The sequence below is a fragment of the Arthrobacter zhaoxinii genome, assembly GCF_024385505.1.
Classification (GTDB): domain Bacteria; phylum Actinomycetota; class Actinomycetes; order Actinomycetales; family Micrococcaceae; genus Arthrobacter_B; species Arthrobacter_B zhaoxinii.
On sequence record NZ_JANFLT010000006.1, the window covers coordinates 129253 to 147103 of the forward strand.

Below are 17851 nucleotides of genomic sequence, written 5' to 3' on the forward strand. Positions count from 1 at the left end.
CGAATTCACGGACATAGGCCAGCCTCACGAACACCGGAAGGAGGCCCTTGTTGCTACTGCAGCAGTGACCGGATGTCGTCCGCCGTGAGCGCGGAACTGAAGACGGCGTCGTCGTCCATGACGGACGTGAACAGCTTCGCCTTTTGCTCCTTGAGCGCCATGACCTTTTCCTCGATGGTGTCCCGGGCGACCATGCGGTAGACCATCACGTTGTTTTTCTGCCCGATCCGGTGCGTGCGGTCCACTGCCTGGGCCTCTGCCGCCGGGTTCCACCACGGATCCAGCAGGAAGACGTAGTCCGCTTCCGTCAGGTTCAGGCCGAATCCGCCGGCCTTGAGGCTGATCAGGAACACGGGGACCACGCCGTCCTTGAACGAGGCAATCACCTCGGCCCGGTTGCGGGTGGAACCGTCGAGGTAGGCGTACTTGATGCCCTGTTCGTCCAGCCGCTGGGCAGCCTTCTTCAGGAACGAGGTGAACTGGCTGAAGATCAGGGCGCGGTGGCCTTCGGCGGTAACGTCTTCGAGCTGGTCAAAGAGCACGTCCAGCTTGGCGGACGGTACGCCGTCGTACTCCTCCGGCTCCACGAGTGACGCGTCGAGGCTGAGCATCCGCAGCAGGGTGAGGGAGCGGAACACGATCATCCGGTTCCGGTCCATGTCCTGGATCAGGCCCATGAGTTTCTGGCGTTCGCGCTGCAGATGCGTCTCGTAGATCTTGCGGTGCTTCGGATGCAGTTCCACCTCGAGGACCTGCTCCTGCTTTTCCGGCAGGTCCTTGGCCACGGCTTCCTTGGTGCGGCGCATCAGCAGCGGACGGATGCGCCGGCGCAGCCGTGCCAGCAGTTCCGGGCTGTCGCCGCGTTCGATGGGCCGCTGGTATTCGTCGGCGAACTTCCGGGCGGACGGGAACAGGCCGGGTGCCACAATGGCGAACAACCCCCAGAGCTCCATCAGGTTGTTTTCCATCGGGGTGCCGGTAATGGCCAGCTTGAACGGTGCGGGCAGGTCCCGGGCGCACTGATGCACGCGCGTCACCCGGTTCTTGACGAACTGCGCCTCGTCCAGGATCAGTCCGTCCCAGTCCAGCTTCCGGTAGGAGGCGAAGTCCAGGCGGAACACGGCGTAGGAAGTAAGGACGACGTCGGCGCCGGCCACCACTTCGGCCAGCGGGATGCGGGACTTGCCGCTGGTGTCGGAGACCGTCACCACCTTCAGCCCGGGGGCGAAGCGTGCCGCCTCGGAGGCCCAGTTGGGGACCACTGACGTGGGGGCGACCACGAGGAAGGGATGAGCCGGTTTGGTCCCGCCCTGCTCCCGGGCATGGGCCAGCAGGGCCAGGGTCTGCAGGGTCTTGCCGAGCCCCATGTCGTCCGCCAGGATTCCGCCGAGGCCGTGATCCCACAGGAACGCCAGCCAGTTGAAGCCTTCCTGCTGGTAGGGCCGCAGGCTGGCCTCGAGTCCGGCCGGCAGCGGCACCGGGTCCACCGAATCCAGCTCCAGCAGGGCGGAGACGGACTCCCGCCAGGCGGCAGCTTCCTCGGTTTCCTCCGCCAGTTCCTCCAGCTCGGACCACAGTCCGGCCTGGTACCGGCTGATGGACAGTTCCCCGGTATCCCATTCCTGCAGGCCCTGTGCTTCATTGATCAGCGCATGCAGGTGTTCGAATTCAGGCCGGTCGAGGGAAAGGTAGGTGCGGTCCACCAGCAGGAGTTTGGTTTTGCCCTGGGCGATCGCTTTGAAGATATTGGCGAATGGCACCAGCCGGCCCTCCACGGTGACCATGACGGCGAGGTCGAACCAGTCGCGGCGTTCGGTTTCCACCGTGGTGATCTTCAGCTTCGGCGCCTCGAGCAGCTCCCGGTAATCGGGCCGCGTTCCGGAAATTTCCACCTGGACGCCGGTCAGCTTCTCCAGCTCCGGCAGGACATGCTCGGTGAACTCGGCGGCTTCAATCTCCCGCAGGGTCCGGTCGCGGGGCACCGCGTGCAGTGTTTTCCCCACGGCAGCCAGGATTTCCGCCTCGGCGGGGATATCGCGGTAGGAGGTGTCGTCGTCGTCCGCCGGCCTGCCTGTCCGCGGCACGCGGGTGAGCGGCAGCCGGGTGGAGGAGCTTCCGTGCCGGTAGGACCAGTTCCAGGTCAGGGTCAGCTGGTCCTCGGGACCGAATCCGGCGGTGAGGACCAGCACCGGAGGCTCGATCTCGGGGAACTCCACGGAGTCATCGCTGCTCGTGACAGGCAGTACCTGCCGCAGCCGGGGATAGAACTTTTCGAGGAAGACCGGAGCATCCGCCTTCGGCACCATCACCGGAGCGCCCTGCAGTAGCAGGCCCTTGTCCTGTTCGGTGAGGGTCTTGGCGGTGGGCGCCAGCGTGATGGTGTTCTGCGGCGAGCGGAGGTAAATGCCGTGGCTGCCGATGATCCCGGCATCCTCCAACGGGACCGGCATGCCGTCCACTTCGAGTGTGGGCAGCAGCTGCAGCGGCGCCGGAGTGTCCCCGCCGGCGGCCCGGACGTCGAGGGACAGGGTGGCCAGCTTTCCCACCCGGACCGCGGTGTCCTTCTTGGTGCCGACAAAGGGGATGCCCAGCCGCACCGCTTCATCCAGCAGCTGCCAGAGCAGGGGATTGGCAAAGTCGTCCAGATACAGCCAGGAATCGTTCTGCCCGAAGTAGCTCACGCCGTTGGAGCGGTGCAGGGCGGGGAACTGGGAGAACCAGCGGTGCTGGTCCGGATCCAGCCGCAGTCCGTAGGTCTGGTAGCTGATGTTGCTCCAGGCCAGGTTGTTTTTGACCCAGTTGCCCTTGGAGTTGCGCACCACCGGACGGACGCCCAGCCGGAAGGGTGTGGCCCGGTGCCGGCTGCGCGGGGCCGGGGCGGCACCCCACCGGGACGCTGCGGCCGCGACAATGTTCCGCAGTTCGAACTGCAGTGCCAGGGGAGTGGTTTCAACGGGCTTGGTGCTGTCCGCCAGATCCGCATCAATGAGGGTCTGCAGCGATTGCTGCCAGGCCGGCACGGACGGACGCATGGTCGGGGCGGAGAGCTCCTGCCGGGAAATCAAGTGCTCGGTGTTGCTCTGCAGGGCAGCGGCGGCCACGTGCTTGCAGTCGAAGCCCAGGGGGCAGCTGCAGTGGTTATCCAGCAGACGGTAGTCACCCTGGCGTTTGGCGCCGAGCTGGAGCATGATCCGGTAGGGAACAGCCGCACTGCCGCGTACCTGCGCACGCAGCACCTCGCCCTGGGCATCCCACTCCAGGGCTTCCACGGCGCCGCCCTTGGCATAGGTCTGGCCCCGCTGGAACGCCGATCCGCCGACCACGCGGATGACGTCGGTAACGTCTACGAGCGGAGGGGTTTCGAGCATGGTTTTATCGTCTCACGCAGTACTGACGGTTTCCGCCGTCGGGTTCCTGCGGGGGATTTGGCAGGCTTCGGGGTGCCCTGTTTAGGATGTTAGTAGCGCGGGTCACAATGGCGTGATCTGCGTGTCACTCTTCTTTTAGCGTTCGGCTCTTTCACTGTTCGGCGCAGGCCCCCTGGACAAAGCCATAGACGGCGGCCGTGAAGTCATCCGGAGGTGCCAGGCGGACCTGGCCGGAGTATCCACCCACCGTCATGGTCAGGGGCAGATGGGTTCCCAGCTTGTCCTCGGCAAGCGCATGCGCGTCGCAGCGCTGGGGCGCAACGCCCAGCGCCAGCTCTTGAGGCCCGTCGAAACCGTTCACCCTGATTTCGGTCGGCCAGGCGGGCCCCGCCGGTGCCAGCAGGGGTGTGGTATCAATCCGGTGCAGGAGCATGGTGCCGGTGCCGGCGGGTTCAATCAGGACGCGGACGACGGCGGTACGGCCGTTGGGTGCCACCTCCAGATGCGGATCGGTGGAGAAACGGGCCACCGCGGCCATGCCCTGCCGCAGGCAGTCTTGGTAGTGCAGCACCGAGAAGTCGCCGCGGGGGTCGGCCGCAGCCAGTTCTCGAACCCCTGTGGACAGTTCCACGGAAACCACAGCGGGACGGAGGTCCGGACCGTCCGGCGGGCAGGCCGGACCGGCCAGGGGGACCGGCAGGCTGATGGTCGCTCCGGAGCGCGGCCGGACCGGTTCCGGGCGTGCAGGCAGCCACTCCTGCGGATCGGAATAGCGCTCTGTGAGCAACCGGGCGCCGGAGACCTCCACGGCTTCAGGAGTGGAATTGAAGAGTTTTAGCAGGACAGTGGGTTCGGCCGCGAACAACCTGCTGGCGGACAGCTCAGCGCTGACGCCTGACGTTAGCTGTTCCGGCAGGGGATCGGTTGGCGCGCCCTCCACTGTGTCTCCGGCCAGAAGCGTCTCCGGCCAGAAGCCCGACCGTGAGACAGGTTGCCACACCGATGGACAGGGCACTGGCGGCAACGTTCGTCCGACGCCCGTGGAACCGGACAGGAACAGCGCGGATCATGAGCACAACGTTCCCACTATGGATGGCATAAACCCACCCCCCGTACTGTGCTACCTTGTGGAAGATAAATCTGATTTATTGTCCGCTGGGTCACACGAATCAGAGGTGAAGATGCGTCTGAGGGAGTGTGGCCATGCCGTCGTCCAATGTTCCGCCGCTGATCGTGATGGGCGTTCAAGGCAGCGGTAAGTCCACATCCGGACGCGCTATTGCCGAGGTCCTGGGTCTGCCGTTCATCGACGGGGATGATCTGCACCCGGCCGCCAACAGGGAAAAGATGGCCTCCGGCCATCCCCTCAACGATGCGGACCGGGAGCCCTGGCTGCGGGCCATCGGAACGGTCCTGGCGGACGGACTCGCCCGCGGCGAATCCACCGTCGTCGCCTGTTCGGCGCTGAAACGCCGGTACCGGAACCTCATCCGCTCCTTCGCGCCGGACACCCGGTTTGTGCACCTGACCGGCGACCGCGACCTCATCGCGGACCGGCTCTCGCACCGCAACCACGAATACATGCCGCCCGCACTGCTCGACTCCCAGTTCGAAACCCTGGAACCGCTCGGGTCCGACGAAGCCGGTATCCCGGTGGACATCCACCTGCCACCAGCTGAAATTGCCGCGGCTGTCGCTGCGGTATTCACCGCCAACGGACACTGACGTCCGTACCCCACCCCAGATAGGACGAAAATGACCGATCTAGAACTCAACTGGACGTTGAGTACTCCCGGCCTGCTCGCCGTCGCCGTCGCAGCCATCGCGCTGCTGCTGGTGATGATCATGAAATTCCGTATCCACGCGTTCCTGGCGCTGATCACGGTCAGCCTGCTGACCGCCGTCGCCACCGGCATCGCCGCCGCCGATCTGGTGCCCACGCTGCTGAGCGGCTTCGGCACCACCCTGGCCAGCGTGGCGCTGCTGGTGGGCCTCGGTGCCATGCTGGGACGGATGCTTGAAGTTTCCGGCGGTGCGGAGGTCCTGACCAACGCGCTGATCACCAAGTTCGGACAGAAGCGGGCCTCATTGGCCCTTTCGGTGGCCTCGTTGATGTTCGGCTTCCCGATCTTCTTCGACGCCGGCCTGGTGGTTATGCTGCCGATCATCTTCACCGTGGCCCGCCGCATGGGTGGCTCGCTGCTGACGTACGCCTTCCCCGCGGCCGCGGCGTTCTCCGTCATGCACGTGTTTGTGCCGCCGCACCCCGGCCCCGTGGCCGCCACCGGCCTGCTCGGTGCCGACATCGGCCTGGTCCTGATCTTCGGCCTGCTTGTGGCCATCCCCACCTGGTACCTGGCCGGCTACCTCTTCGGTACCTTCCTGGGCCGCAAATTCGACATCCCGGTGCCCTCCATCCTGGACGCACCTAAGGGGTCGGCGGAGTCCGAATTCCGCTCCGCTCCCAAGCTCGGCACCATCGTGCTGCTGCTCCTGCTTCCGTTCGTTTTGATCTTCCTCAACACCGGCCTGAACATGCTGGCCACCGCCGAGGTCGTCTCCCTGGACACCGGCTGGGTGCAGGTCCTCCGCTCCCTGGGTGAAACCCCGGTTGCCCTGCTGATCACCGTTTTCCTGGCGATGTGGTTGCTCGGCCGCCGCGAGGGCAAGAGCGCCTCGCTGATCGAGACCGTTGTGGACAGTGCCCTGGGCCCGGTCTGCTCGATCATCCTGATCACCGGCGCCGGCGGCATGTTCGGCGGTGTGCTGCGTGCCAGCGGCATCGGCACCGCCATCGCCGATTCCCTGGACGCGGTGGGACTGCCGGTGATCGTGGCCGGCTTCCTCATCGCCGCCATCGTCCGCCTGGCTCAGGGATCGGCCACCGTTGCCCTGACCACTGCTGCGGCGCTGGTGCAGCCGGTGGTCCTGGACAACCCGGACTTCAACGGGGTCCAGGTGGTGGCCATTGTGCTGGCACTCGCCGGCGGCTCGGTCTTCGCCGGCCACGTGAACGACTCCGGCTTCTGGCTGGTCAGCAAGTTCTTCCAGATGGACACCAAGACCACCCTCAAGACCTGGACTGTCGGCCAGGCCCTGATCGGTGTGATCGGTTTCGTCTTCGCCCTGGCCATCTACCTCATCGCAGCGCAGTTCTAGGGGCCGGGGAACAGCGATGACTACCAGCATGTTTGATATTTCCGGCCGGATCGCCCTGGTGACCGGCTCCAGCCGGGGCATCGGCAACGCGATTGCCCGCGGCCTGGCCGGCGTGGGCGCCGTCGTCGTACTCAACGGACTGGACCCGGACCGGCTGGAGGCCGCCCGCGCAGAGCTCGCCGCTGAGTTCGGTGCGGACCGGATCTTCGCCCGGCGCTTTGACGTCACGGACGCGCAGGCAGCGGCCGACGGCGTCGCCTGGGTGGAGCGCGAAGTCGGGCCCCTGCGCATCCTCGTCAACAACGCCGGAGTCCAGCACCGTGAACCGATGCTGGACCTGGACGTGGCGGACTGGGAGCGGGTGCTCCGGACCAACCTGACCAGCGCGTTCCTGGTGGGCCGTGAGGCAGCCCGGCACATGATCGCCCGCGGGAGCGGGAAGATCATCAATATCGCGTCGGTCCAGACGGACCTGGCCCGGCCGACCATTGCCCCGTACACGGCATCCAAGGGCGGCGTCCGAAACCTCACCCGCGCCATGACGGCCGAGTGGGCGGGGGAGGGACTGCAGATCAATGCGATTGCCCCGGGCTACATCCAGACGGAGATGACGCAGAGCCTCGTCGATGACGAGGCGTTCAACTCGTGGATCCTCGGCCGCACTCCGGCCCACCGCTGGGGCACTGTGGAGGACATCGTGGGCCCGGCGCTCTGGCTCGCCTCGGATGCTTCGAACTTCGTCAACGGCCAGGTCGTCTTCATTGACGGCGGCATGACCACCGTGGTCTGAAAAGGACACCCTGCCATGACCGAACTGCCAGCCACCACCCTCGGGGTAGTAGCCCACGGCGCCGGGGACCTCCGGGTGGAACACGTGCCGCTGGTACCCGCGGGGACTGATGAAGCCGTGGTGGAAATTGCCTACGGCGGCATCTGCGGGTCTGACCTGCATTACTGGCAGCACGGTGCGGCGGGGGAGTCCATCCTGCGTGCGCCCATGCTGCTGGGGCACGAGGTAGTGGGACGGGTGCTGGCGCCGGCCGCGGACGGCACCGGGCCGGGTCTCGGCACCGCCGTTGCCGTGCACCCGGCAACCCCCGGCCCGGGGAACGGAACCCGGTACCCTCTGGACCGGCCGAACCTTTCGCCCGGCTGCACGTATCTGGGCAGTGCTGCGAGGTTTCCCCACACGGATGGCGCCTTCGCCCGCTACGTGAACCTGCCGGCGCGGATGCTGCGGGTGCTTCCGGAGGAGCTGCCGCTCCGCCGCGCCGCATTGGTGGAACCCGCGGCGGTGGCCTGGCATGCCGTGTCCCGTGCGGGCGACGTTCGGGGTAAACGGATACTCGTGGTGGGTTCGGGCCCTATCGGAGCGCTGATCACGGCCGTGCTGCGGACCCGCGGGGCCGGGGAAATCATTACCACGGACATGCACGAAGGCCCCCTGGCCATTGCCCGCACGCTCGGCGCGGACCGAAGCCTTCCCGCAACCGATGCGGATGCCATTGCCGGCGTCGATGCGGACATCTGCTTCGAATCCTCCGGGAGCTACCGCGGCCTGATGTCTGCGGTGACGGGAGCCACCCGCGGCGGCCGGGTGGTGATGGTCGGGTTGCTGCCTTCGGGTGAGCAGCCTGCCCTGATCTCGCTGGCGATCACCCGGGAACTGGAACTGGTGGGTTCCTTCCGGTTCAACGACGAAATCGAGGAGGTCATTGCTGCCCTGGCCGACGGCAGCCTGCAGGCGGATGCGGTCCTCACGCACGAGTTCGCCGTCGAGGACACCCTGGCGGCCTTCGAGACGGCACGGGACGCCTCCCGCAGCGGAAAGGTGCTGCTGCGCTTCGGCGACTGACCCGCCGCGACTGACCCGCCGTGAATCCGGGCCTTCGACCATCCGGGCCGGTGCCAAACCGCGGGAGGAAAACCCGGCTGCGTTATGATCCCGGCATGAATGATTACCTGAGGCTGCAGGAATGGTCATCGGCGCTGCTCAGCGGGGAAAGGATCCGGTTCCGTGAGCTCCGGGAGCAGGATCTGCCGCATCTGTCCGAATGGTGGAATGATCCCGCTTCCGCCATCCTGCAGCAGAACAGGGTGGCCGCCCGTCCGCAGGAAACGACGGCGGACATGTTCCGGGCGTGGAGCAAAAACGAGTCGCCGTCCGGCTTCGGGTACAGCATCGTCAATCCTGCCGAGCGCCTGATAGGGCATATCAGTGTCTGGGGCATGTCCGTCCCGGAGCGTATTGCCACCATGGCGATCATCATCGGCCCCGAATTCCAGGACCAGGGATTGGGGCGTGAATCCCTGCAGCTGGGACTGCGGATTGTCTTCGAGGAAATGGGTGCGCACAAAGCCGAGCTGCAGACCTGGTCCTACAACGAGCGGGCTCTCCATCTGTACCGGTCGCTGGGGTTCAAGGAAGAGGGGCGCCGCCGTGCCGCGGTGTTCCACCAGGGGGTTTTCCACGACCAGATGCTGCTGGGGATGCTGGAGGAGGAGTACCGGGTTTCCCCGTAGCGGCTACCGGGGGAGAGCGGGCGCGTGTGCCCGGGCGCTGGTCAGCCAGTCATCCATAAGCACCGAGACTGCGGCGGGACGCTCCATGTACAGATGGTGGCCTGCGGCGTCGAGCACTGCGAACGTTCCGCGCACGTAGTGGTCTCTGAGCGCCAGGCCGTCCTCATATCCGGTGACGTGGTCCTGCCGGCCGAAGATATGCAGCGACGGCGCCTCGAACGGTTCCGGATGGGCTGCCTCCGGCTCCTGCCGCAGCGCGTAGTCCGCGGCAATCCGCCCGGTCACCTGCTGATCCGTCCCCCGAAGACCGGGAAGGACAAATTCGTTGAACGCCGCGAGGGTGCCCGGAGTCTGGATTACGGCTATTTCCAGGAAGTCATCATCGGCTGCTTGGTCCGGAAGGGCCGCGGAGATGACTGCGCGTGCGGGGAGCACCCGCTTGCGGTGGTTGGCTGTGAAGACCGCTCCGAGGGTAGCCAGCCCGAGCACCTGGCTGCGCATCGCGTGCGCCACATGGCGGGCAACCATGCCGCCGAAGGAATGTCCGATGATCGCGAACGGCTCGTCTCCCAGTCGGTCCCGAAGCTCGTTGACGACGCCGTCGGCCACGTCCTGTGCGCTGGCGACCGGTCCGGGAACCGCCTGTTCGGTCCACGGCAGGTCGAGGTAGATGCGCCGCCATGAACTGTCAGCCAACGAGCTTTCGAGGGGCAGCATGCTGCGGTGGTCGAGCTCGAAACCGTGCACCAGTATCAGCGTTGTGCCCTGTCCCGCCTCATGTGCTATCACCGCATCATCCTATGCGTGCTGTCACTGAAGGAAGGGGAGGAGTCACCGGTCTTCAGACCGATTCTGAAGAGGGCAGCGGCTGGAAAATCCGCGGCTCGTGCGCCCAGACCCCGCCGACCTCGTCCATGGTCCGGCGCATAATCTTCTCCATCGCATTCCGGGCCAGCTCAGGGTTGTGGGCCTGGATGGCGTGGGCAACGTCCATATGCAGCTGCAGGGCCTCGTCATGCGGGTGGTCCGGCATCAGTCCGTAGTGGGTCCGGCCGCGCAGCACCTCAGCAATCATGGACTGCATCTGGTTGAACATCTCATTTCCGGATGCCGCCAGCACCAGTCCGTGATACCGGATGTCGAGGTCCAGGAACAGCTCCAGGTCTCCGGTCCGGCCGGCTGCCCGCATCTGCGTTGCCACCGTCAGCAGCTCGGCTGCCAGCTCGTCGGGGGCATGGACCGCTGCCAGTTCCGCTGCGGCGGGTTCGACGGCGGAGCGCAGCTCGGTGAGTGAGCGGAGCTGGCCGCCTTTTCCGGAAGCGGCGAGACGCCACCGGATCACCGTGGCGTCAAAGACATTCCAGTCAGTTGCGGGGAGAACCCGGATACCCACGCGCTTGACGGTTTCCACGAGGCCCAGTGACTGCAGCACCCGCACCGCCTCGCGGGCAACGGACCGGGACACCTGCAGTTCGGTTTCGAGGTGTTCCGAATGCATGGTGTCTCCGGCAGCAAGGTCACCGGAGACAATCCGCATGCCCAGCGTTTCCATCACGAGGTTGTGCAGCCGGGAACTCATGCGGACCGGCGAGGCATTGCTGCGGTAAGAATCACCTCTGTATTGTACGCACCGGCGTCGTAACGTCCGTCACAGCAGTAGCTAGCCGACAGCCTGCGTTGTCGCGTTTCCCTGCGGTTTCACCACCGGGAAGCTGCCGTGCGGTTCGTCGTCCTCTTCGAAATGGTTATAGGCCCGAGCCACAATCAACGGATCAGGTGCGTGTGCAATGGAGCGATCCTTGTTCGGGTATTCCACCGTGTTCAGCACGTGGCGCATCGCCTCGAGCCGGGCGCGTTTCTTGTCGTTGGACTTCACTGCGGTCCAGGGAGCGTCTCCGGTATCCGTGTAGAAGAACATGGCCTCCTTCGCCTCCGTGTAGGCGTCCCACTTATCCAGGCTGGCCAGGTCAGTAGGTGAGAGCTTCCACTGCTTCACGGGATCGGTTTCCCGGGCAGCGAACCGGGCCATCTGTTCCGCCCGGCCCACCGAGAACCACAGCTTGTGCAGCAGGGTGCCGGAGTTGACGAGCATCCGTTCGAGCTCCGGAACCTCCCGCATGAACTCAAGGTACTGCGCCGGGGTGCAGTACCCCATTACGCGTTCGACGCCGGCCCGGTTGTACCAGGAGCGGTCCATCATCACAATTTCGCCGCCGCTGGGCAGCGTACGGATATACCGCTGGAAGTACCACTGGGTCTGTTCCTCGGAGGTGGGCTTTTCCAGGGCCACCACCCGTGCACCGCGGGGATTCAGGTGCTCGTCGAACCGCTTGATCGCTCCGCCCTTTCCGGCGGCATCCCGGCCCTCGAAGATGATGAGCATTTTTTGGCCGGTTTCCTTGACCCACAGCTGCATCTTCAACAGTTCAATCTGGAGGCGGCGCTTCTGCCGGTCATAGGTCCGCCGGTTGAGCTTGGTGTCATAGGGATAGTTCTGCCGCCAGGCGTCGTCATCGACGTTGATCTTGAGCTTCTTGCCCTTCTTTTTGAGCTCCTGAAGCTCATCGAGTTCCTGGGCGTAGTCCTCAGCGACAGCGACGCGCTGCCCGTTCAGGCTTTGCCCGTCCGACTCCGCTCCGTCGGTTACCGGCGGCTGCCGGGGCGAAACTTCTTTGGTGCCGTTCTTATTGTTTGCCATGACATCTCCGCTGCAGGTCCGTTTTTTCCGAATCTACGCGGCACTGCCCACGGATTGGAAGAGGAAACGGGTTCTGTGCACGACGGCGTCGGGCAGCTTGGGCGGCGCGCCTGACCGGGAGCCGGTGCCCGGCCGCAGATAATGGGTGGCGATGACTTCACTACGCACCAAAGCTCTGTCCTTCATTGCCCTGCTTGCCCTCGGTACCGTCGGCTGCACCCCGGTTACCGACAGCCATTCCGCACCAGCTCCGTCCGCTGACATCTCCGAGTCGGCCTCCGCCCAGCCTGCAGCGACCGAGCCCGCCGACGTCGAGCCCGCCCAGCAGGAACCGGCCGAACCGGCGGCACCGGCCGCGGCAGGCACCGCCCTGGACCAGCTGGCCGGCATCCCGATCAAGGGCCGCGCCCCGAAGACCGGATATGACCGTGAACAGTTCGGTCCGGCCTGGGCTGATACGGACCACAACGGCTGCGACACCCGCAACGACATCCTCGCCCGGGACCTGGTGGACGTCGTGTACAAGGACGGAACCCGGGAATGCGTGGTTGCTTCCGGCACTTTCCTGGACCCCTACACGGGAAGCACCATCGCATTTGTCCGCGGCAACGCCACCAGCACCGCGGTTCAGATTGACCACGTCGTGGCCCTGTCCGATGCCTGGCAGAAGGGGGCCCAGCAGCTCTCCGCCGAGGAGCGCCGCCAGCTGGCGAACGATCCGTTGAACCTCATGGCTGCCGACGGTCCGGCGAACGGCTCGAAGTCCGACAGCGACGCCGCCACCTGGCTGCCCGCCAACAAGGGATTCCGCTGCGAATATGTGGCCCGGCAGACAGCGGTCAAGGCCGAATACCGGTTGTGGATGACGCAGGCCGAGCACGATGCCATTGCCGCGGTGCTCTCGGGCTGCCCGGAGGAGCCGGTGCCCGCCCGTGAAGGGGCGATGCCCGTAGCAGCCGTTGCCGCCCAGCCTGCTCCTGCTGCACCTGCTCCTGCTGCACCTGTTCCGGCGGCTCCCGCACCGGCCGCGCCTGCTCCGGCGGAACCTGCGCCTGCCGCGCCTGCACCGGCCGCTCCCGCAGGGGCGAGCTACGCCAACTGCTCGGCGGTCAAAGCCGCGGGTGTTGCGCCGATCCGCCCCGGAGACCCCGGATGGGATCCGAAATTCGACCGGGACGGCGACGGCGTCGGCTGTACGTCCTAGGCCGCCGGCAACATCACAGGCCCCGCCCTGCAGCGAAATGCTGCCCGGACGGGGCCTGTGTCGCGTCAGGAGTTACTGCGTGCGGTTCGAAGATCCCGTGCGGGGTCGAAAATCCAGGGCTCCAGCGGGATCCGGGCAGGGGAGAAGGCGGCCAGCGCCGCGTGCAGGTCCCCGGGCAGTCCCAGCGAACCGAGGATCAGGGCCCGGACGGCATCGGCGTCCAGCCCGGCTGCGGCGAGGTCGGAAAGGGTGACGGCGCCGTCCCGCTTGGCCAGCCGCTGCCCGGCGGTGTTCAGGGCCAGCGGTACGTGGGCATAGCCGACGGGCGGCAGGCCGAGGAGGGAACCGAGATAGGCCTGCCGGGGTGCCGAGCTGAGCAGGTCATCCCCGCGGACCACCTGGTCGATGCCCTGCAGTGCATCATCCAGCACCACCGCAAGGTTGTAGGAGGGGGCGCCGTCGTTGCGCAGCAGCACCAGGTCATCAACAGCCGAGGTGTAGCTGCCGTGCAGCTCGTCGGTCACGGTGAACTCGCGAACCTCCGCCCGCAGGCGCAGCGCCGCCGGACGGTCCCGCCGTCGTCGGGCGCGTTGTTCTTCGGTCAGGTGGCGGCAGGTGCCGGGGTAGGCTCCGGGCGGTGCATGCGGAGCCGAGGCCGCTTCCGCCACCTCCCGTCGGGTGCAGAAGCACTCGTACACCAGTCCCGCCCGGCGCAGTCCGTTGATCGCGTCGAGATAGATGTCGGTGCGTTCTGACTGACGGATGATGTCTGAGTCCCAGTCCAGGCCGACGGCGGTAAGGTCGCGCAGCTGGGCGGCTTCGGCGCCGGAGCGAACCCGGTCCAGGTCCTCCATCCGCAGCAGGAACCGGCGGCCGGTGCTGCGGGCGAAGAGCCAGGCCAGCAGGGCGGTGCGCAGGTTTCCTACATGCAGCTCTCCGGTGGGACTGGGAGCGAAGCGGCCGGCGGCGGAGGAAATAGGCACAGCTTCAGTCTATTCCGGCGCCGTGGTGTCCGCCGGTCGTGCCCTTTCCGCTCCGGGCGGAAGGGAAGTACATTAGCGGGGTCTCTGAGGTGCGAGTCTGCGGACCGGGGATGTCCGCAAGACGATGGTTCATCCGCGGGGCGGTGCCTAGCGTTGCAGGCATGGGACTTATGGAGCTCGAGGTCGCGCGGATGGAACACCGCCTGCGGGTGGCCGAGGTAGAGCGCCGCCACGCCCTCCGCCGAACCCTGCAGGAGCGGAAGCAGTCGGACGGCCCGGAGCGTGCCGAGACCGACTGGCCGCTGGCCACGCTTCGCCTGGGCCGGTTCAGCTTCGCGTTGTTCCGCACCGTCCGGCTGCCGGACGAACCCGGTGTCCGCCGTTCACCAGGGACGTCCAGACTTCTTCCGGGGTAGCGGGAACAGTGGAACTCAGACCCTGTTGTCCGCGGCCCCCTGGGTTCCGGCGTCGTACGTTTCATCAACCAAATCCGCACGCACCAGGCCCTCGCCGTGGACCCAGAGACGGTAGGCGCCGAACAGGAACGCGATCCACACTGCGCCCACGATCAGGGCCACCCGGGTTTCGGGCATGATGCCGAGCAGCACCACAATGAAGACCATAAAGGCCAGCGCAGCATAGGACGCAACCGGCCAGAACGGCACGCCGAATTCGGAGGCCGGCAGGTGCCGGCGCTTGATTTCCCGCTTCATCGCGATGTGAGAGAGCAGGATCATCAGCCATACCCAGACCGTTGCGAAGGTGGCAATCGAAGCGATGATCGTGAACAGCGATTCGGGCAGCAGCGCATTCAGCACGACGCCGGCCAGCAGCACCACGGCCATGGTCGCCACAGTCATCCAGGGCACGCCGTGCCGGGAAATCCTGGCGAACGACGCCGGAGCCTGGCCTTCCTGCGAGAGACCGTAGAGGACTCGGCCGGCACCGAAGATGTCGGAGTTGATGGCGGAGATCGCGGCGGTGATCACCACGGCGTTGAGGATGTGCGCTGCCGCAGGGATGCCGAGGGCGTCGAAGATCTGCACGAACGGACTGGTTTCGCCGTTGATGTCCTGCCACGGGAAGATCATCATCAGGATGCCCAGGGCGCACACGTAGAAGAGCAGGATGCGTACCGGCACGGTGTTGACCGCGGCCGGGATGGCCTTCTTGGGGTTGTCCGCTTCGCCGGCGGTAATGCCGATGGTTTCAATGCCGCCGAAGGCAAACATCACAATCGAGAAGGACGCCAGCAGGCCCCAGAACCCGTTGGCGAAGAACCCTCCGGAGCCGAGCATCGTGTCCAGGCCGGGGTTGGCGACGTCGGGCAGTCCGAAGCCGAACACTACAATGGCCGCTCCGCCTACGATCATCGCAATGATTGCGGCGACCTTGATCAGCGAGAGCCAGAATTCCGTTTCGCCGAACACCTTCACCCGCATCAGGTTCAGTGCGGCGATCAGCATCACGACGGCGAGGATCCAGATCCAGCGCGGTACGTCTTCGAACCAGAAGCCCATATAGATACCGAACGCAGTGACGTCCGCAATGGCGACGATGGCCATTTCGAAGGCGAACGTCCAGCCGGTGATGAACCCTGCGAACGGGCCAAGGTAGCGGCTGGCGTAGTGTCCGAACGATCCGGAGACCGGATGCCGGACAGCCATTTCGCCGAGTGCCCGCATGACCAGGAAGACAGCGGCTCCGCCGATCATGTAGGCCAGCAGCACGGACGGTCCGGCGGACTGGATGGCTGAGGCGGACCCGTAGAAGAGGCCGGTGCCGATGGCCGAACCGAGCGCCATGAAGCGGATGTGCCGGACATTCAGCCCGCGGGCCAATGCCTGGGTAAAGGAGGACTTCAAGAAAACGCACCTTGGAATGTGGGGGAGGTAGGCCGATTCAGGGGCCAATCCATATTACGCCCATGGGCGGGATGCCGTTTTCAGGGGGACCCAAGCTGACATGACGGTGGGGACCCCCGTCGAGGGATCCCCACCGAATAAGGTTCTGCCGCTGCGCGTTAGTGCTGCTCCGCCGGATAGCTGATCCGTGCATCATGCGGAATCAGCGGCTTGTCCGCCCGGACCTTCATCTCCTGCACGGTCCAGGCGTTGCCGTCCGGATCCGCAAAGCTGAAGAAGGTTCCGCCGTCGCGCTCGTCAAAGACGGTCACGTCGCCGACCTCCACGCCGCGGTCCAGCAGTTCCTGGCGGGCCGCCTGCGCATTCGGCACCACCAGCTGCAGCCCCCGCAGGGAACCGGGCAGCATGCCCTGTTGGGAAGCCGGATCGCCGAGCACGATCGAGCAACCCGAGCCGGTCGGTGTCAGCTGCGCGAAATCCATCTGCTCGGTCGACGTGCGGTGATCCAGATGGAAGCCCAGCTGGTCGCGGTAGAAGGCGATCGCCCGGTCCTGGTCACTGACCGGGACGATCATTACCTCGAGGGTCCAGTCCATGGCGTTATCCTCCGGTTCGGGCGGATGCGAGCAGATCATCCAGCTGGTTGTAGCCGTCAGACATGCCCTCTTCCATGCCGTTGCCCAGGAACCCGTCCCGGGATTCCACCGATGGGTACAGGGAACGGCCGGTCACCCGGCTCCTGCCGCCGGGCAGCTCAGTGAAGGTGTTGTATTCGAGCGTCACGACGTCCGGGTAGCCCTCGAATTCGAACGTCTGCAGTACGAAATCGTCCTGCCGCACCGAGTGGAACATGCCGCGGAAGGCATATTCCACACCGTCGTCTCCGGACTGGACGACCCGGTAGGCACCGCCGGATCGCGGCTCGAACACGTCCAACCGGGCGGTCAGGTCCCCCGGGCCGATCCACTGCACATAAAGGTCCGGATCCATGTGTCCTTGGAAGACAGCGCTGACCGGGAAATCGAAGTCGCGTTGATACTCCAGGAAGGGTTCACCCGCGGGTGCGTGAATTGTCAGCGGGTTGCTCATCACGCACCCCTTCCCTGCAGCGCCTCCGGCTGAAGCTGGGCGAGGAGCTCCTCCATCCGGTCGAAGCCCTCGGAGACCCCGCCCTCCATACCGGAGGCTGCCATGCCGTCGCGCGCCTCCATGGAGGGGTAGACCGCATGGGTGGTGATCCGGGTGCGGCCGCCGTCGAGCGCCTCGAGCGTCATGAACTCCAGGCTGGTGACGTCCGGATAGCCGGAGAATTCGAAGGTCTGAATCGCGGACTCGTTCTCCCGCACGGTGTGGAAGATGCCCCGGAATTCGTAGGGCACTCCCTCCGGCCCGGTATGGACGTAGCTGTAGGACCCTCCCGTGCGGAAATCGTAGTGGTTGATGTCCATCTTCATCCGGCGTGGTCCCAGCCATTGGACCAGCAGGTCCGGTTCGGAGTACGCCCGGAAGACCTGGTCCACGGGATAGTCCAGCTCGCGGCTGAAATCGATGAAGGGGACACCGTCTGGAACGGTGAGCTGCAGTGCATTGGTCATGATGAATCCTTTGCCTGCGGACCGCCTTTCGCTGCGGCCCGTGCGTTGAGCACGGCGTCAAGGCTGCGGAACTGCTCCTCGCGGGTCAGCCGGTACTGGCCGATCCAGGCGGTGAGCGCCTCCAACCGTGCGGGATTCAGGTGGACGGGCCGGCGCTGGGCGTCACGGCTGCGCGTGACCAGCTGCGCCTGCTCGAGGACCTGGATGTGCTTCGAGATGGCCTGCTTCGAGATCTCGAAGGGTTCCGCCAATTCGTTGACCGTGGCAGGGCCCCGGGATAGCCGGGCGATGATCTGGCGGCGGGCCGGATCGGCCAGGGCCAGGAAGGCCTTGTCCAGAAGGGGTTCGTCGCTGGAGGATTCCATGCTGTTGGTCAGCTTCTGTCTGCTCGCATATTAGTAGCGGTGTAATCAAGGTGCTGGTTGTTCAACCTTTCGGTTGATTACGAACGTACGA

The 17851-nt window shown here is 65.7% G+C and carries 18 protein-coding genes; 7 read left to right on the forward strand and 11 right to left on the reverse strand.

From position 1 onward, the window contains the following. Window positions 1–53: 53 nt before the first annotated feature. Window positions 54–3368, reverse strand: coding sequence for a DEAD/DEAH box helicase (locus tag NNX37_RS12105; RefSeq protein ID WP_255792998.1), 3315 nt, complete (start codon window positions 3366–3368; stop codon window positions 54–56). A 151-nt stretch (window positions 3369–3519) separates the two neighbouring features. Continuing rightward, window positions 3520–4308: an SRPBCC family protein gene (locus NNX37_RS12110; protein ID WP_255793000.1), complete on the reverse strand. Its 789-nt coding sequence runs from the start codon at window positions 4306–4308 to the stop codon at window positions 3520–3522. A 263-nt stretch (window positions 4309–4571) separates the two neighbouring features. On the opposite strand from NNX37_RS12110, the gene NNX37_RS12115 reads away from it, so the two are divergent. The 5 genes from NNX37_RS12115 to NNX37_RS12135 all read left to right on the forward strand — a co-directional run bounded on the left by NNX37_RS12115 (window position 4572) and on the right by NNX37_RS12135 (window position 9050). Continuing rightward, on the forward strand, window positions 4572–5093 hold the full coding sequence (locus tag NNX37_RS12115; RefSeq protein WP_255793001.1) for a gluconokinase: 522 nt from the start codon (window positions 4572–4574) through the stop codon (window positions 5091–5093). A gap of 30 nt (window positions 5094–5123) precedes the next feature. Continuing rightward, complete coding sequence (locus tag NNX37_RS12120) at window positions 5124–6527, forward strand: GntP family permease (protein ID WP_255793002.1); 1404 nt, start codon at window positions 5124–5126, stop codon at window positions 6525–6527. A 16-nt stretch (window positions 6528–6543) separates the two neighbouring features. Then, the gene (locus NNX37_RS12125; protein WP_255793003.1) at window positions 6544–7317 is read left to right on the forward strand and encodes an SDR family oxidoreductase; all 774 of its coding nucleotides are present in this window, start codon (window positions 6544–6546) and stop codon (window positions 7315–7317) included. 15 nt (window positions 7318–7332) lie between these two features. Then, window positions 7333–8382: an L-idonate 5-dehydrogenase gene (locus NNX37_RS12130; protein WP_255793004.1), complete on the forward strand. Its 1050-nt coding sequence runs from the start codon at window positions 7333–7335 to the stop codon at window positions 8380–8382. A 95-nt stretch (window positions 8383–8477) separates the two neighbouring features. Beyond that, window positions 8478–9050 carry a GNAT family N-acetyltransferase gene (locus tag NNX37_RS12135; RefSeq protein WP_255793006.1) on the forward strand — a complete coding sequence of 191 codons (573 nt, stop codon included), beginning with the start codon at window positions 8478–8480 and terminating at the stop codon, window positions 9048–9050. Between the two features lie 3 nt (window positions 9051–9053). On the opposite strand, the gene NNX37_RS12140 is transcribed toward NNX37_RS12135, so the two are convergent. From NNX37_RS12140 to ppk2, 3 genes are all read right to left on the reverse strand, one after another. Next, the gene (locus NNX37_RS12140) at window positions 9054–9839 is read right to left on the reverse strand and encodes an alpha/beta fold hydrolase (protein ID WP_255793008.1); all 786 of its coding nucleotides are present in this window, start codon (window positions 9837–9839) and stop codon (window positions 9054–9056) included. Window positions 9840–9891: 52 nt separating this feature from the next. Beyond that, window positions 9892–10629, reverse strand: a complete 738-nt coding sequence (locus NNX37_RS12145) for a FadR/GntR family transcriptional regulator (RefSeq protein ID WP_255793009.1) — start codon at window positions 10627–10629, stop codon at window positions 9892–9894. 81 nt (window positions 10630–10710) lie between these two features. After that, entirely contained in the window at window positions 10711–11748 is a 1038-nt protein-coding gene (ppk2, locus tag NNX37_RS12150) for a polyphosphate kinase 2 (protein WP_255793011.1), read from the reverse strand. 151 nt (window positions 11749–11899) lie between these two features. Here ppk2 and NNX37_RS12155 point away from each other — a divergent pair, with 151 nt between their 5' ends. Then, window positions 11900–12952, forward strand: coding sequence for a GmrSD restriction endonuclease domain-containing protein (locus tag NNX37_RS12155; protein ID WP_255793012.1), 1053 nt, complete (start codon window positions 11900–11902; stop codon window positions 12950–12952). A 65-nt stretch (window positions 12953–13017) separates the two neighbouring features. Here NNX37_RS12155 and gluQRS read toward each other — a convergent pair whose 3' ends face one another. Next, window positions 13018–13935 carry a tRNA glutamyl-Q(34) synthetase GluQRS gene (gluQRS, locus tag NNX37_RS12160; RefSeq protein WP_255793013.1) on the reverse strand — a complete coding sequence of 306 codons (918 nt, stop codon included), beginning with the start codon at window positions 13933–13935 and terminating at the stop codon, window positions 13018–13020. A 161-nt stretch (window positions 13936–14096) separates the two neighbouring features. Here gluQRS and NNX37_RS12165 point away from each other — a divergent pair, with 161 nt between their 5' ends. Further along, window positions 14097–14351, forward strand: coding sequence for a hypothetical protein (locus NNX37_RS12165; RefSeq protein ID WP_255793014.1), 255 nt, complete (start codon window positions 14097–14099; stop codon window positions 14349–14351). Between the two features lie 15 nt (window positions 14352–14366). On the opposite strand, the gene NNX37_RS12170 is transcribed toward NNX37_RS12165, so the two are convergent. The 5 genes from NNX37_RS12170 to NNX37_RS12190 form a co-directional block, all read right to left on the reverse strand. Then, the gene (locus tag NNX37_RS12170; RefSeq protein WP_255793520.1) at window positions 14367–15740 is read right to left on the reverse strand and encodes an amino acid permease; all 1374 of its coding nucleotides are present in this window, start codon (window positions 15738–15740) and stop codon (window positions 14367–14369) included. A 218-nt stretch (window positions 15741–15958) separates the two neighbouring features. Beyond that, window positions 15959–16396 (reverse strand): VOC family protein, encoded by a 438-nt coding sequence (locus tag NNX37_RS12175; RefSeq protein WP_255793015.1) that lies wholly within the window; start codon window positions 16394–16396, stop codon window positions 15959–15961. A gap of 4 nt (window positions 16397–16400) precedes the next feature. Beyond that, the gene (locus NNX37_RS12180) at window positions 16401–16889 is read right to left on the reverse strand and encodes an SRPBCC family protein (RefSeq protein ID WP_255793016.1); all 489 of its coding nucleotides are present in this window, start codon (window positions 16887–16889) and stop codon (window positions 16401–16403) included. Further along, the gene (locus NNX37_RS12185; RefSeq protein WP_255793017.1) at window positions 16889–17395 is read right to left on the reverse strand and encodes an SRPBCC family protein; all 507 of its coding nucleotides are present in this window, start codon (window positions 17393–17395) and stop codon (window positions 16889–16891) included. The genes NNX37_RS12180 and NNX37_RS12185 overlap by 1 nt, the downstream gene beginning before the upstream one ends. Next, on the reverse strand, window positions 17392–17760 hold the full coding sequence (locus tag NNX37_RS12190) for an ArsR/SmtB family transcription factor (RefSeq protein ID WP_255793018.1): 369 nt from the start codon (window positions 17758–17760) through the stop codon (window positions 17392–17394). Before NNX37_RS12190 ends, NNX37_RS12185 begins: the two co-directional genes overlap by 4 nt. Window positions 17761–17851 lie beyond the last annotated feature (91 nt).